Annotated in this window: 12 protein-coding genes; 1 reads left to right on the top strand and 11 read right to left on the bottom strand. The window is 58.7% G+C overall.

Going from position 1 to position 16022, the window contains the following annotated elements:
* Nucleotides 1–6 precede the first annotated feature (6 nt).
* From ACPPVR_RS11775 to ACPPVR_RS11725, 11 genes are all read right to left on the bottom strand, one after another.
* Nucleotides 7–1827, bottom strand: coding sequence for a type I secretion system permease/ATPase (locus tag ACPPVR_RS11775; RefSeq protein WP_426614384.1), 1821 nt, complete (start codon nucleotides 1825–1827; stop codon nucleotides 7–9).
* A 208-nt stretch (nucleotides 1828–2035) separates the two neighbouring features.
* Entirely contained in the window at nucleotides 2036–3142 is a 1107-nt protein-coding gene (locus ACPPVR_RS11770; RefSeq protein WP_426614383.1) for a calcium-binding protein, read from the bottom strand.
* A 793-nt stretch (nucleotides 3143–3935) separates the two neighbouring features.
* Nucleotides 3936–4160 (bottom strand): DUF7662 domain-containing protein, encoded by a 225-nt coding sequence (locus tag ACPPVR_RS11765; RefSeq protein ID WP_426616076.1) that lies wholly within the window; start codon nucleotides 4158–4160, stop codon nucleotides 3936–3938.
* 116 nt (nucleotides 4161–4276) lie between these two features.
* A complete protein-coding gene (locus ACPPVR_RS11760; protein WP_426614382.1) occupies nucleotides 4277–4582 on the bottom strand; it encodes a hypothetical protein in 306 nt (101 codons plus the stop codon).
* 324 nt (nucleotides 4583–4906) lie between these two features.
* Nucleotides 4907–5068, bottom strand: a complete 162-nt coding sequence (locus tag ACPPVR_RS11755; protein ID WP_426614381.1) for a hypothetical protein — start codon at nucleotides 5066–5068, stop codon at nucleotides 4907–4909.
* A gap of 961 nt (nucleotides 5069–6029) precedes the next feature.
* Nucleotides 6030–7019 carry an ABC transporter substrate-binding protein gene (locus ACPPVR_RS11750; protein WP_426614380.1) on the bottom strand — a complete coding sequence of 330 codons (990 nt, stop codon included), beginning with the start codon at nucleotides 7017–7019 and terminating at the stop codon, nucleotides 6030–6032.
* A 120-nt stretch (nucleotides 7020–7139) separates the two neighbouring features.
* Nucleotides 7140–8123 carry a c-type cytochrome gene (locus ACPPVR_RS11745; protein WP_426614379.1) on the bottom strand — a complete coding sequence of 328 codons (984 nt, stop codon included), beginning with the start codon at nucleotides 8121–8123 and terminating at the stop codon, nucleotides 7140–7142.
* Nucleotides 8124–8292: 169 nt separating this feature from the next.
* Complete coding sequence (locus ACPPVR_RS11740) at nucleotides 8293–8682, bottom strand: response regulator (RefSeq protein ID WP_426614378.1); 390 nt, start codon at nucleotides 8680–8682, stop codon at nucleotides 8293–8295.
* Nucleotides 8683–8784: 102 nt separating this feature from the next.
* The gene (locus ACPPVR_RS11735) at nucleotides 8785–9759 is read right to left on the bottom strand and encodes an ABC transporter substrate-binding protein (RefSeq protein WP_426614377.1); all 975 of its coding nucleotides are present in this window, start codon (nucleotides 9757–9759) and stop codon (nucleotides 8785–8787) included.
* A 268-nt stretch (nucleotides 9760–10027) separates the two neighbouring features.
* The gene (locus ACPPVR_RS11730; RefSeq protein WP_426614376.1) at nucleotides 10028–10630 is read right to left on the bottom strand and encodes an SCO family protein; all 603 of its coding nucleotides are present in this window, start codon (nucleotides 10628–10630) and stop codon (nucleotides 10028–10030) included.
* Nucleotides 10631–10638: 8 nt separating this feature from the next.
* Entirely contained in the window at nucleotides 10639–11748 is a 1110-nt protein-coding gene (locus ACPPVR_RS11725; protein WP_426614375.1) for an MBL fold metallo-hydrolase, read from the bottom strand.
* Nucleotides 11749–12308: 560 nt separating this feature from the next.
* Here ACPPVR_RS11725 and ACPPVR_RS11720 point away from each other — a divergent pair.
* Nucleotides 12309–15956, top strand: a complete 3648-nt coding sequence (locus ACPPVR_RS11720) for a GAF domain-containing sensor histidine kinase (RefSeq protein WP_426614374.1) — start codon at nucleotides 12309–12311, stop codon at nucleotides 15954–15956.
* Nucleotides 15957–16022: the final 66 nt, after the last annotated feature.

The raw sequence follows: 16022 nt of genomic DNA, 5'->3' as shown, positions 1-16022 counted from the left end.
TGTCCATCACTGCCTCGTCGCGTGAGCTGGACGCGCCGGCTTCGAAAGAGGCACGTTGAGGGGAGCGCCGTCGGCGCGATGATGACCTTCGACTTGGTGACGGCGCTCACCCGGCTCTCGAGCATCGCGATGCATCGGCGTGACCGCTTGCCCCAGCAGCACGGGAAGAAGCTCGTCGCGTGTCCCGACCCGCCCAAGGCGTCCTTCGTGCATGAAGACGATCTTATCGACCAGGGCAAGCAGGTTGGGGCGGTGATTGATGATCACAACCGTCACGCGCTCCTTCCGCAGCGTCTGGATCGCATCTGCGAGTGCGCGGTCGCCATCGCCGTCCAAATTGGCATTCGGCTCATCGAGCACCACCAGCACGGGCCTGCCGAACAGCGCGCGCGCCAAGCCGATGCGCTGCCGCTGACCACCCGAAAGACCAGCCCCGTTATCGCCGATGACTGTATCATAGCCCTTCGGAAGCCGTTGAATCATGGCATGCGCGGACGCCAATTGCGCAGCCTCGACGACCGCTTCATCCGTCGCGTCATCGCGGAAGCGAGCGATATTGTCGCGCACCGTGCCGGCGAACAGCTCGACGTCCTGCGGAAGATACCCCAGGCGTTGCCCAAGGAAATTGGGGTCGAAATGCCTTGTGTCGTTCCCATCGATGCGCACGCAACCGCGAACGACGGGCCAGGAGCCGACAAGAGCCCGCGCCAGCGACGATTTCCCGGAGCCAGACTGTCCGACCACTGCAACGATCTCGCCGGGGGCCAAGTGGAAAGACACATCCGCGACCGCCGGCATTTGGGATCCGGGTACGAGCACTGTGACGGCTTCGACCGAAACCTCCCCAGCCAGTGGCGGCAACCTGGTTGGCGGGCGCTCTGCGGCCCGATTCCGAAGCGCGGCGTCGAGCCGCGCATACGACGTACGCGCGACGACGAGGGCCTTCCACTGCGATACGGCTGCTTCCACCGGCGCGAGCGCCCGCCCCATGATGAGCGATGCCGCGAACAGAACGCCTCCCGATATCTCCTGCTGGATCGCGAGGTAGGCGCCGACCCCCATGATCGACACCTGAAGAGCCATCCGCAGGAATTTGGAGATCGCAAGCAGCGTGCCTCCGCGCTCGCCCGCCCGGGCGCCGTCGAGAAGTGCCTCGCCATGTGTTGAGCTCCAGGCGGTGCGCACGGCAGGTCCCATTCCAAGCGCTCGGATGGCCTCGGCGTTGCGTAGCGAGGATGTCAGTCGGTCTAGGGCATGAAGGTTTTTCGACGCGGCCGCAATGAGCGGCGCCTTGGTGGCACGCTCATTGAGGAAGGCCAGCAAAAGAATGGCAACCGCACCGGTCAGAGCGACCAGGCCAATCAAAGGATGGAGCAGGAAGCATATTGCCAGGAATATCGGTGTCCACGGCACGTCCATCAATGACGTGATCACACCACCCGACAAGATCTCGCGCAGAGTGTCCACGTCACGAAGCAGTTGGACGTGATGCGAGCTGCTCGTGCTCAGGGAATGGCCGAGCGCGGTCTCGAAGACTTCCCCGGAAAGGAGCTGGTCGAACTGGAGACCGACTTGCACCAGGACCCGGCTGCGAAAATGCTCGAGTGCCGCGTAGCTGACAAATACCGCGAGCGCGATCAGCGAGAGCAGCAGGAGGGTCATTCCGTTCCGGCTGGTCAGCACGCGGTCGTAAATCTGCATTGTGTAGAGCGGCGAAACGAACACCAGCAGGTTTATGAAGATCGATAGTCCGCCGGCCGCAAGCAGGCCAGGACGTATCTGACGGAACCCATCCGCGAGCGCGGAAACCTTTGCCGTAGCGTACATGTGCGTATCCGGGCAGCCCTTGGACGGGCAGCGGCAAGAAGTTGAAATTTGCATGTGATCGAGCGCAAGCGCTCGCATTCCAACATTCCGCCTCGCGCAGAATGGCACCCGGATCGCGATCACTGCAACAGCAAGCGATCCCCTAGGCAATTTTCATACGCGGGGCGTGCCCCGCGTATGTCTCTGTTAACGAAAACGGTCCCTCAACTCAGAAGTGCCACGCGTGATGGTCAGTATGCTGACTGGTCAGATCCGCCAGATGAGTCGCGGCATCCGTGTGGGTAGAAGTGGTATCCGTTGCGCTGCTTACGCTCGCAGTCGCGGTCGACATTGTGGCCGTCGAGACGACTGCCGGCGAGGCCGTCGTTGCGCTCGTCGCAAGCTGCGAGAAATCGAGCCCGTGATGGTGGTGATGGTGACTGTCGGTCGTCGTCGATGTCGAACCACCGGACGAACTGCCGCTGCCCGAGCCCGTGGTCGTGCCACCGGTGGTCGTACCGCCGCCCGCAGCGGTACCTGTGCCGCCGCTCGAGCCAGTGGTTGTGCCACCGCTCGAACCGGTCACGGGTGTCGTGCTACCGCCAGAACTGCCCGTCGAGCCACCGCTGGTGCCTCCGGCCGGAGGCGTCGTGCTCGTGCCGGTGTTGTGCTGCAAAAACACGCTCTGCAGCGCTGACGAGCTCTCGAGTGCCGTGTCGCCGTTCTGCGAACCCCACGCATAGGCGTAGTCGAAGGCCGGATTTGGAACAGCCGCCGCCCAATGAGCGAGCATAGTCTGTTCCTGCGCGGCCGTCGGCATCACATAATGGCCACCGCTGTCGTCGGCCCAGTTGCCGCCGCCGAAGGTCTGGAACACCGGAACGATGTGGTCCGCCGAAATCCCCGCGGACTCGGCTGCGGCCACGGCTTTGTCGATCATGCTGTAGTCGACCGTGCTCATGTCCGACCGCACCGGATACGGATCGATGCCGAACAGATCGATGTGGGTGTTGGTCGGGTTGTAGGTGTTCGCGTAAGTTGGATTTTCCGAAGACCCCATGTTCATCATGGTAATGAAGGTCTTTGCGCCCGGAACGTTGGCGTGGATGTAGTCCGACTCAGCCTTGAGGTTGGCCGCCGTCACCAGCGTATTGTACTGTCCCGTGGGATCCGGCTCATCCTTGAGGTAGAAGCCGAAGACTTTCGGATTTCCGATGTAGGGCTTCACTGCATCAATGAAGCTCTGAGTGACGCCGCTGCCCTGATCAAGGTAGATCATCCCCTGCACGCCTGCCGGCAATGCATTCAGCTCGCTCACCGACGAGACGTCGGCCAAGTTGAAGCCTGCCGCAGCTGGAGCGTACGTGCCCTGCGCGCTGATGTTGTTGCCTGCAGTGTAGTGTAGTGTTGCCAAATCGATTCCCCTATTGTGCTGAATGCCCCCAGCGCCCGTAAGTCTGAGCGCAACCGACGTCTCATTGCGGATGAACGTATGTTTACGTTTGAGGCAGGAATCTCGGTTCGATTGGGCCGAACCAAGGGATTATTGTGCCGAAACCTTGGGCACCTAATTGCGCCGCAACGGCCCCACGAATTTTCAATCCAAGATATTCATTGCAATTTCAATAGTCTGGCGCGAGATGCGGGTACAATATCCACAGCCCGTCGCCACATCGCCGACGCACACCACGTACCTTTGCGGGACCGGGTGGGTGCAAAACAAGACCCGCGCTCCGGTCCATCATCGCGAAGGTATCATCGTCATACCATCCCAGCACCACGCGGCCGCTCGCCACTCCGGATCACACCATCGCGCTTCAAGTATGAGCTTTGGTGACGACCACGCGCCTTCAACACCACGGGCCGCGTCGAGCTGAACGATCGGCCCGGCTAGCCGGCCGCAGCCAAACGTCGAGCGCCTATTGGCCGTCGAACGTCTGCCGATTCCATCTGACTCAAGGTAAGTCCAGCCTTGTCGCGGCGCGTAACACCCGGGTGATGAAGCTCTTCAGAAGCAGGGTTGAAAACGGCTTAAGCGGAATTCAGCGGTGATGCGACAATCCGGATCTGCAAAGAGCAGCTTTGACTAGCGTTCTCGAAACCGCGGGTTAGAGCGCAAGCGATGACCGTTAGGCTCGATGAAATTCGACCGCTTTGCGCGTTAGAGAGACCCTTGCCTCAAAGCCGGCGAGAAGCCACGCCTTGGATTGCGTGTGACCGGCTTTGCGGGAGCTTTCATTTCCCCACCATGCACTGAATTTGTGGGCGGAGGCGGGCAACGGTCGTCCGAGAATTGCCTCGATTTCCGCAAATGTAAGTCGAACGTCTGGGCCCCGCACGTTCCCCAGCCTCATTCGCAATGGATCGTAAATAGACATGAACGCCACAATTGTTGCCGCTTCACCCACACATTCACGTGCGGCGCTTCCCAAACGGGGCAAGCGTTGCCATGAGGAACGGGACGGAATCGTCAGTGCGCGTTTCGACCTACGTCTCTAAGGAGAGCATGGAGAAAGTTGCTGGCGTGGTCGTAATGTGCGCTGCCATCGGCGATCTGGCGGGCCTGCCGACCGAGTACGGTGCCAACAGTTTCGGAGCCGAACAGCTGCGTTGGGTCTGACCATAGCTCGAGTAAATAGTCAGGAACGTCTTTGGTTGTCACGAACAGCTGCAATAACCGGTTTTCACCATCGTGCTGCTGATCGTGGTGAGCCCTCGCTGCATAAAGAGCAAACAGGCCACGAAAAGCCTCACGGGAAACGACTGATTTCACCATCGCAATGTCCCCCTTAACAACACAGAAATTAATTTGAAAACTCTGAAGCTCCGTCGCCGCAAAAGCTAGTGGAATCTTAGCAAAAAAAAGAGTCGGTGAAGCTCACGCATTATGCCACGAACCACGACTCATCAACGCGGCGTGGGCACACTCCTTCGACCTTTTTGATGACCTATCCAGCAACCGTCGGCGAAGCGCAGGGGGAAGGCCACGGCGAGCACTCCGCTTGATAATCATGAATGATCCCGAGGTGCTAGATCGTCGGGGGGTCATTGTTGTGGTCGGATCCCGACAATGGTGGCCGAACGGTCATTTTTAGCCCGCTCAACTGCGCTCCATGTTCATTTCCATTGCTGCTTGCTCTTCGGACAGACGCCTTTCGAGGTATTGCCGCTCAATTTCACTTAGATTCGTTTTCAGCAGCCGCCGATATCGATCAATGTTGTTTCTGTTGGTTCGCAAACGAACAATTCTTTCTTCAGTCATCGTCCATCTCCCGACGGGCGTGGTCGCAATCACTTCCTAAAAAACAATGGTGGTCCCCACGATGAATAACGGCAACCTACGCGGTCTGGTCATGATCATCTGAGCGCACTGGCAAACAATTCGGTCACTGCAATCAATTTTCGACTTCAAGGTTAGTAGGGTTGTCTACCAAATCAAGCCCAAACGTGGCGCAAAGGGGGTAGACCGCTCGCGCCGGATGCTGCGCTGCGAAGCAGCGGGTCGTTACTCGAGCTGGATCATACCTGCAATCGGCTTGATCCGCATTTCCGCCAGCTCGTGAGCTGCACATATGGAATGCGTGGTTTCGATCGAGCGATGGCGATCCAATAGACTTGACGGGGGGCTGGAAGCTCGACAGCCTGTCTCTGACCTATCAAGCCGCCCGTTCGGGCGCAGGGATCGCGCTGGGCGAAATGTTCTACAATATAGACGACGTCTTGTCAGGTCGCCTGATCACGCCTGTCCCTCACGTCGTGGAAGATGGTCCGTCATTTTTCCTCTCCTGCCGCCAATCTAGAAAGGACGAGCCTGGGATCGTCAACTTACGAAATTGGATCGTCCATGAAGCGCAGCAGACAAACGATGCGCTTAACCGGTGGATGGAACGACTGCCTCGCACTCGCTCGAAGTATCATCAACCACCAATGCGCGAATGACCGGAAACCCTGTCAGTTGCACAGAGTTAGCAATGCTATTTACTCGGCTTCCAGATCAATCCTTGCGGAACTTTGCAATTGGTTTCGAGTGTTGAACTGATAAGCTTTCGGCAATTTCATTATCAGCGTTCGAACTGGCTCCATTTGCGACCAAAGCTTATCAGTTAGGTCATGTACTCATTAAGCGGCTCGCCGAGTGATGTCCGGTCACCGCCCAAAAGCGGACATTCCCCGAGATCGCGATGGGCCAGATGCAAACATGACGGCTTACGAGGGGAAACGGGCTACTCGATCACGTCGACGGCAGTTGCCAATAGCGAGTGCGGGATCGTCAAGCCTAGCGCCTTTGCAGTCTTGAGATTGATCACAAGATCATACTTCGTTGGGGCTTGCACCGGCAGATCGGCCGGCCTGGCGCCGTGCAGGATGCGATCGACGTAATTGGCCGCGCCTCGCCATTGCTCGACTTGATCGAACCCATACGACATCAGGCCGCCGTCGACCGCAAAATAGCTGAAAGGATAGATCGACGGCAAATGAAGCCCAATGGTTTGATCGGCGAGTGCGACACGCTGATCTATGGTGCGAGGATGCGGCAGGAAGATCAGACCGCCGTTTGAGGAGGCGGCAAACTCGATGATTCCGCGTTCGAGATCATCTCGCCCGTCAATGTTGATGGCGGAGATACGAACGCCAAGCGTTGGCGCGACCGCCTGGGCTACGCTCAAGAATCGGGAATGGGCCGCTGTATCCCGGTAGACTGTAACAGCCGCCTGCTGGAGTGCTGGGACGACTTCCTTCAGTAGCCCCAGCCACTTGCCGGCAACCGCCGGCTCAAAATTCTGAAATCCGGTGATATTGCCATCGGGATGCGCAAGGCTGTCAACAAATCCGCTCTCGACCGGGTCGGAGACCTGGACGAAAATGGTCGGTACAGCCTTATCCAGCTTCTTCAGAACGGATAGGGCAGCGTTGCTGCTGACCACGATGACATCCGGCGCCGTCTCGACCAGAGCGGTCGTTTCCACCCCTATCTGGTCAATGTCGGCGCTCGGCCAGCGGACCTCGACGCGAATGTTGCGGCCATCGCTCCAACCCAGCTTGCTAAGGGTATCGACGAATGCGGCGATGCGCGCCTGCCCTTCGGGGTCCGCCTGGCGGTAACCCGTCGGCAGCACGCCCACGCGTCGCACTCGACCGGGTGCCTGCGCACGCGCCATGAGCGGCCACGTCATCGTACCGCTGGCAATGCCCAAAAACTCCCGACGCCTCATGTCCGATCCTAGCAAAAGGCAACTGGTAGAGCATAAGCAGATTGGAGCGCTCGCGCTATGCACCTCGACAGCTAGGGGCCCGCAGCAAACCGACGGCGCATGCACTGAAAATTTCAGTGTTCATGGATCAAGCGAGGCGACGTAAGCAGCGATGGCGATCATGTCTTCCTGCGAAAGCTTGTCGACAGTCTGTTTCATCAGAGCGCTTGCGCCTCCTGATCGACTGCCGCGTTGGAATTCGTAGAGTTGACGCATGATATAGGTTGGCGATCTCCCTGCGATCGCTGGAACGGCGTCAAGACCTTTCAATTCCGGTCCGTGGCAGAGATTGCAGGCGGTCGTCGCTCCCGATCCACCGGTCTTCGCAAGTGCTTCTCCCTTCGCCAGGCTTCCGACAGGGACATAAGCCGTGAATGTCGCTCGTGAGTCGCGCAGTTCAAACTGATCGACCTGGTCCAGCATCTCCACGATGCGCTGGCCGAGCGATTCGGTTCCTCCAGCCGAACTCTTCACGTAGAATAGGCGCGATGGTCCTGTTTTCGGTATCGTTTCGCTCTCGACGACTTTGATGATTGACTTGCGCTTCAGCCCCGCGAAATATTCCGCCGCGGCACGAATGTCGGCGTCTGTCAGGCCTTTGACCGAAGCCAACATAAATTGCGTGGAAGGCCTCGCGGGGCCGGACATTATTCTCGCTCCGCTTTTGAAGTCGGCGACCTGCTGGACAAAATAGGCAACTGGCAGACCGGCGAGGCTTGCGTTCTCGGGACCACCAGTGCCCTCAACACGATGACATGATCCGCAAGCGCGAACTTCGGGTTTGCGCCCGTTCGCGACAATGTCCGGCATCGCGGGATGCGCGTCCGGATGCCAGTCAAGCGCGACGAAAAGGTCCCGCGCTTGCTTCCAACTGAACGTGGCATTGCTGCCGTGAAGCACAATGGGCATCTCGCTGGGCGGGGGTACTTGGACGGTCGGGTCCCACAAGAAGGCCCAAGTTGGAAGCCCATCGGACGCTCTGGCAGCGGATAACTCAACACCACTCTGCGTGAAGCCATTGGCAATTGCGGAAACCGCGACTACCAGCAGGGTCAACGCATGCAACGAAACTTTCCTGAACAATGCCAAAATGGCCTCCTGTAAAAGTCGCGCCGGTCGACACAAATGAGCAATGCTAAAAAACCCAAGACGAAATAAGCCTAGCTCTCCTGAGCTAGATAGATCCGGAAAACTTTGCTTCTATCCGCGCTTGTCGTGAGAGAGGAGCGAGACACTACGACGCGCTGTCCAAGCGCTGATCGATCTCATGGCGAAGGAGGCTAAAATCGATGGGTTTGGTCAACAAGCCAGCTGCTCCCAGCTTAGCCGCCTTCATTTTCGTATCGTCGTCACCATAGGCGGTGATCATGATGACCGGCACGTTGGGTCGCGCCGCCTTCACTTCCGCCAGCATTTCCAGCCCGCTCATTCCCGGCATGTTGATATCCGACAGGATCAGTATTAGCGACGGATCGGCGATGGCCTTGACCTGTTCAAGTGCCGCCCGCGCCGAAGTCGCAAACGCCATCGCGAACCGGCTCGCTCGCAGATCGCGGCGGAAATGTTGGCGAAACATGCTTTCGACGTCCGGCTCATCGTCAACGACGAGAATGTAGGTGCTCACCTTGTCTCTCCGGGCATCTTCTGAGCTACGCTCTTGCGCGCGCTCTCCCCCATCGCGTAGCCTTTGAGGCAAGTATTGGCATATGCGGTGATCATTTCGATGTTACTCGATCACTTCATCGGCTCGAAAAAGAAGCGGCTCGGGAATGGTCCAGCCCAATGCCTTTGCTGTTTTGAGATTTACCGATAGATCGATCCTGGTGGGTTGCGCGACCGGAATGTCTTCCGCCCTGGCGCCCCTCAGGATTTTGTCGACATAGTCGGCCGCTTGCCGAAATTGATCGACGTCGTTGGGACCGTAGGCCACCACCCCCCCCTCGGACCGAATGTACTCGCGTGCACCCCACATCGTCCCTATGTTCGAGGCCTGCGCTGCAGCGTTGATGCTCCGCCAGTTGGAGATGACCAACGAATCCGTACATACGTAGAGTACATTTGCCCGATCCTTCAACGATGCGATTGCCGGTGCGATGTCGTTCGCCGCAAGAATTGGAACGCTTTCAACTGTGATCCCGAGCCCCCTCCCGGTCTCCTGAACTGCCGCCATCTCTCGGGCAGCCCCCGCGTAACCGGAATTCGCAAGAACCGCCATTCGTGCCAATCCCGGTAGCGCTTCGCGCAGGATTTGTAGTCGCTTACCTGCGATCTCGCTCGATTGCAGAGAGAGACCCGTCACGTTCCGGCCTGGATGCGCAAGGCTGTCGACAAATCCGCTCGCGACAGGATCGACCGCAGCCGCGAGTACGATCGGTATCGTACGCGTCGCCTGCATGACTCTGGTTGCCGCACTGCCTACCGTCAGGATGACATCGACGTTCATGTTCACCAGTTCGTCGGCGATCACAGCGTACCTGCTGCTATCACCTTCGGCCCACCGATAAATGATGGTCATGCCGCGTCCATCAACCCAGCCAAATTCGCGCAGACGCTGTTCAAATCCCTTCACTGCGGGCCCCCATGCCGCCGCAGACGCAGCACCCAGGACACCTATCGTCTTGCCCCTCTGCTCCGCGCGCATGGCACGCGGCCATGCAAGGGCCGTCCCGGCGATAAAACCAATAAAATCTCGCCGTCTCATGCCGAACCTTCCAGCCCTATTCAGGGCGCCAAGTTTCGCGCGACTTTTGCCCGAAGGGTGAGCGAAGGACTTTAGCTTGTCTACCCATTCTCCTGCGAACACTGCCCAAGATTTCATTCACGCCTTTCCTGACGATCGTGAAGAACATCATAAGCCACGTCGCGCGCGCGGCACACCACAACAAGGCTTCTATCGTCTCCGGCATGTAATTCTCCTCGAAAATGACTTCGTCAAATACTCGATCGTCAGGTGCTGGGCTCGTTCCATACTAATTCGCAAGGTGGTTGCGCAGAACCTCGGCAAGACGATCGGGCGCAATTTGCGGCGGCATGAAGCCGAGATATCTTCCGTCACGCCCCATCAGGTAAATCACGCCAGCATGGTCAATCGAATAGTCGCCCGTACGATCATCTCTCACCCTGGTGTAGAACGCCTTGTAGGAATTGGCGACTTCGCGAATCTGGTCGGGTGTGCCGGTGAGGCCGATCAGAGTGGGATGGAAGGCGGAGACGTACTGCGCCAAAACATCATTGTCGCGCTCTGGATCGATGGTGATGAAAACAGGCTGTACTTTGGCCGCCAATGGACCGAGCTGATCCAGTGCCAGAGTGATCGCCTGCAGATCACCTGGACAGACGTCCGGGCAAAATGTGTAACCGAAGTACACGATCATGAGCTTGCCGCGAAATTCACGGTCATTGCGCAACTTGCCGGTCTGATCGACAAGTGAGAACGGACCGCCGATCTGACCGCGGCCATACATCAGGTCGTCCATCATTTGCGCCGCGGACGGCTGGTTGTCTGCCGCAACGCCACTGGTGGCGATGAGGCACCCGGCCATCAAGATCGCTAGTCCCCGCATGACGACCATTGACCGCATCAGATCCCGAAAGTAATCCGACTGCCGGTTGTCGTGGTAAGCACTTTGCCGGGCATCTGCCGCATCGCTTCCTCGGTGAAATTGAGGCGGCTGCAGTGCATCGGGATCAGCACATCCGGATTCAGCTTCGCAATTTCGCCAACGACAAGTTTCAAATAATCGGCCGGGGCAGGTCCAAGATGAAAACCTCCCATGATCGCGTGGACCTTTTCAATCCCGGACACTTCCATGGCCTGCCGCACCGAATTGACGATCCCGACGTGGCCGCAAGAGGAGATGACAACAAGTCCTTTGTCCCTGACGTTGAAGCAGGTGGCGTGCTCGTGAATGTGTTCGTCGGGCACGATCTTGCCTTCCATTTCCGCTGGCAGATAGTGGCTCGCGTTGCAGCCGGCGCCATCTTTCAGTTTGAACTCCACGAGCGAGTTCGGCAGCACCTTTTCGATGCTGCTGCGCTTGAGCTTGCCGGTCGTGAATGCGAGGCCTCCGATCACCACCGGTTGCTCGCACAAGACAACCTTCACATTCTGCTTGGCGAGATCGCGGCGATCGAGCATGCCGAAGTCGCTCAATTCGCTCTGCGCGCCCATCCTCACGTATCGCTGACAGAAATTGTCTTCGCCGCCGGCGTACATCGTGAGGTCGGCAGGCAAGGCTCGACGATGCCTCTCCAGGAACCCGAGCAGCCCACCCCAATGGTCGAAATGACCGTGGCTCATGATCAGGGTGTCAATTCGGGATGGATCGACCTTGAGCAATTCCATATTGCCGTTGATCGTCTCGGGGGTCCAACCGAAATCGAGAAGAAACGTGCGCTTATCGTCTCCGCGTTCCGGCTCCAAATAGAGGGAAAGCCCCCACTCGCTGTGCAGCGGCCGCTTCGGGTCGGAGGAGCGCCCTGGTTCAGTTTTGACTCCACCCACCGCCTGAGGTTTGAAAAAAACATCGCTTGCGCTGTCGACGAGCACACGAACGCTGAGCCTGTCGATCGTAGGCACCTCAATGGGCGCCGCGCTTGCTATCTCAACGCACGAGAAACCACCTGCAGCCGCGGCAAGCGTCAGACCAGCGGAAAATTTCAAAGCGTCACGTCGGCTGAATATCGTCATCAGCGGGGCTCCAAGGGGCAATTTCGCACGAGTTTAAGTTTGCGAATACGCAATGACAGGCATCGATGAGCGTACCCTATCCGGGGACTAGAGTAGCACGATCAGATCAACGGCCAGGATGCAAATCAAGACAGCGCATCCAATGAGATAGCCCCGTAGAAAGCCAGGAAGCTCGCCCGAGCCGATCGGGTCTATATACTTGAAGCACAAAGCCTCCTCCACACATGGTCAGATAATCCGCAATTCGGAGAGCGTGTTAGGTATTGATCTGTTCCTGGACCCGGCGATTGGGTCGCTAGACGGCCTGTTTGAAAAGGGCGCCGCCTTTTCTAAGTGCCCGCGTTCAGTTGTCGGAAAAAAATTGAGCGATTAGCCCCGTTGCCAAATTCACTGGAGCCGTCAGGCTCCGAACAATGGCCAGAAACCTAAGCGCTTCGCGTCCGGCGTGTCTGGAAAACTTTGCGCCTATTGGTCGTTGGCTCTCCGGTGTGCCCTAAAAGCAGAAACGAGTAGTCTAACCTAATAGCGAATCCGCAAATCGTCGCCAACGGACGGGACAGATGGCCAAGACCAAGCGAAAAGCGGGAAAGCGCACGACGGCCGGTCCCGGCGGGCTGCGGGCGCGCAAATCCGGCGTGTCCATAGCTCGCAAGCCCGGCTTGCGTGAGCCGAAACCGGCCAAGACCGATCTCGGCAAGCGGAAGCCTTCGCGTCAGCCGGAGATCGCGCGGCTGAAACGGCAGTTGAAGGCTGCGCGGATGCAACTGGAGGCTGGCGCCGAAATCCAGCGCGCTGTTGCCAACGCATCGGGGGATACCGCGGGGCCATTGCAGTTGATCGCCGAGACGACCGCAGGCCTGTTCAAGGCGTCCAGCGTCTCGATCCAGCTCGCCGAAGGCAGCGAATTCACGCGGGAGTACCGCGTGGGCGCCATCGCCAAACGTGTCGGCTCTGCCTATCCCCGATCCAATATCAAGGTCGGCGGCCGAAACCTGCCGGGCACGGTGGTGGCCGAGAGCCGGCAGATCCACATCCCGGACCTCGATCATCTCGATCCCTCGATGTCTGACTTTCCCGGCCTGCCCCATGCGCGGGCCGGAGGTGCCCGCACCGTCTGTGGCACGCCGCTCCGGCGCGACGGCAAGGCAATCGGCGCCCTCATCGTTTTCCGTGACCGGCTCTTGCCATTCACCGACGAAGAGCTTGCCCTGCTGCAAAGCTTCGCCGACCAGGCCGTGATCGCCATCGAGAACGCGCGACTATTCAACGAGACCAAGCAAGCATTGGAGCGGCAGACCGCGACCGCAGACATTCTGAGGATCATCAGTCGTTCGGTCGCGCACGCGGCGCCGGTCTTCGACACGATCCTCGAATCCTGTCAGCGCCTGTTCAACCCCTACGATGCGGCCGTCTACCTGGTCGAAGGCGACAGAGTGAGGGGCGTCGCGCGGCGCGGCCCTGGCGTAGGAGACTGGGGAACAGATTCGATGCCGCTCGCTGGTAGTTCGACCGGCCTGGCAATCTCGCAGCGGCAACCGCTTCATTTCCCCGATCTTGCCGACAAGACCGGCCTGCCCGAGGATAAGAGGGATGCCATAAGGCTGGCCGGCGGCATGTCGGTGCTCTACGCGCCAATCATCTCCGAATCTCGCGGTGTCGGCTCCCTCGTCGTCACGCGCCAGCCCAAGAAGCCATTTACAGAGACCGAGATCGAATTCATTCAGAGCTTTGCCGATCAGGCGGCGATCGCCATCGAGAACGCGCGGCTGTTCAATGAAGTCGAAGCCAAGACGCGCGATCTTACCGAATCGCTGCAGCAGCAGACCGCGACCAGCGAAGTCCTCGCGGTCATCAGCCGTTCGCCTTCGGACCTGAAACCCGTGCTTCAGGCCATCTCGGATACCGCGGCGCGGCTGTGCGGATCCGAGCAGACGATGTTCTTTCGCTACGATGGCGACGTGTTTCGCATCCTTGCCAGTTGGAACTTTCCCCCCCAAGTTCACGAAATGCTCGAACGCCGCCCGTTGATGCCCGGCCATCCCTCCGCGATCGGGCGCGCCGGAGCCACCCTGAAACCTGTCTGCATTCCGGACGTGCTGGCCGATCCGGCTTATGGCCTGACTCGCGAACAGAGCCGCGCGCGCTATCGCGCGACGCTTGCGGTGCCGCTGTTGCGCGAAGGCAAGCTTGTTGGTGCGCTATCGCTTAATCGCAGCGAGCCCGGTGCCTTTAACGAGAAACAGATTGAACTGGTCGCGACCTTTGCCGATCAGGCGGTGATCGCGATCGAAAACACGCGGCTGTTCAACGAGACCAAGGAGGCGCTGGCTTACCAGACCGGGAGCAGCAATGTTCTAAGGGTGATCGCCTCTTCACCCACCGATGTCGAACCGGTTCTCAAGGAGATCGTCGAGAGTGCGCGAGAGCTTTGCGAAGCCAGCGATGCAGTCGTCTTGTTGAAAGACGCAGAATATCTCCACTTTAGCGCGCATTCCGGTCCCATCCCCGTAACGCTCGACAAATGGCCAATTAGCCGCAATTGGACCGCTGGACGCGCCTTTGTAGACCAAAAGCCTGTGCATGTTCACGACATGCTATCCGGGGATGGCGCCGAGTTTCCGGACGCCAGAGCCATGGGCCAAAGCACAGGCTCGACCATTCATACCGTTCTGTCCGTGCCCTTGCTGCTTGGGAACGAGAGTATCGGCGCGATCCTGCTGCGCCGTACCGAAGTGCGTCCGTTCAATGACAAGCAAATCAATCTGCTGTCGACCTTCGCCGACCAAGCGGTGATCGCAATCCAGAATGCGCGCTTGTTCAACGAAACCAAAGAGGCGCTGGAGCGCCAAACTGCGACAGCCGACATCCTCAAAGTGATAGCTAGCTCACCGTCCGATTTGCAGCCTGTGTTCGAAGCGATCGCCGAGCGCTCGAACCGGCTGGTTAGTGGCCTGTCGACCACCGTGCTCAGTATTGTTGATGATACCATACACTTGTCGGCGTTTACGCGGACCAATCCGCAGGCTGACGCAGCGCTCACGGCTTCGTTCCCGAGACAACTATCTGCAATGCCCTTTGGCGGACCTATTCGTCAGGGTGCGATCTACAGCCTTCCGGACACCGAGACTGAACCAGTGCTGAGAGACTTGGCGCGGATGCGCGGCTACCGCAGCATGCTGTTCGTTCCGCTGCTGCGAGATGGGGCGCCGATTGGCATGATCGGCCAAACGCGGGTTGAGCCCGGCCCATTCGCAGTCAATCACATCCAACTGCTTAAGACCTTCGCCGACCAAGCGGTCATTGCCATTTCAAATGTTCGACTATTCCAAGAGGTTCGGGAACGCACCCGCGAACTTTCGCAGTCGCTCGACGATCTCAGAACCGCGCAGGATCGTCTGGTGCAGACCGAAAAGCTGGCCTCACTCGGTCAGCTCACCGCCGGCATCGCCCACGAGATCAAGAACCCGCTGAATTTCGTCAATAACTTCTCGGCGCTGTCGGTTGAACTCATCGACGAGATGACCGACGTATTTGAAAATCCGGCGCTCGACGAAGCCGGCCGACGAAAGGAGCTGGATGAAATCCGCGAGCTTCTGAAAAGCAACCTCGAAAAGGTTGTCCAGCACGGCAAGCGCGCCGATTCAATCGTCAAGAACATGCTGTTGCATTCCCGGGAAGGTTCGGGCGAGCAGCGGGCGGTCGATATCAACGCGCTGTTGGACGAGAGCCTCAATCTCGCCTATCACGGCGCCCGCGCCGAGAAACCTGGTTTCAATATCACGCTGCAGCGCGACCTGGATCCGGACGCCGGCGTGATAGAGCTGTTCCCGCAGGAAATCACCCGCGCCTTGCTCAATCTGATCTCGAACGGGTTTTATGCCGCGAGCAAGCGTGAAGCCGAGAACGGTGAGGCGGATTTCGAGCCGGTGCTCAGCGCAGCCACCAAAAATCTCGGCAGCCACATCGAGATACGCATACGCGACAATGGTACCGGCATCCCGCCGGAGGTGAAGGAAAAAATGTTCAATCCGTTCTTCACGACCAAACCGGCGGGAGAAGGCACTGGGCTTGGTCTTTCGATGAGCCACGACATCATCGTGAAACAACACGGCGGCAGGATAGAGGTGGATACGCAACCTGGGCAATTCACCGAGTTCACGATCGTGTTGCCGCGAGCGACCACCCCCGCAGACAACAGAAAGGACTAGAGGTCAACGTGGCGGCATTGGTTCTTGTCGTGGATAACGAACCCGACGTGGAGGCGGCGCAGAAAG

It is taken from the genome of Bradyrhizobium sp. McL0616, assembly GCF_049993385.1.
GTDB lineage: Bacteria > Pseudomonadota > Alphaproteobacteria > Rhizobiales > Xanthobacteraceae > Bradyrhizobium.
This window is presented reverse-complemented; position numbering and strand designations above follow the sequence as displayed.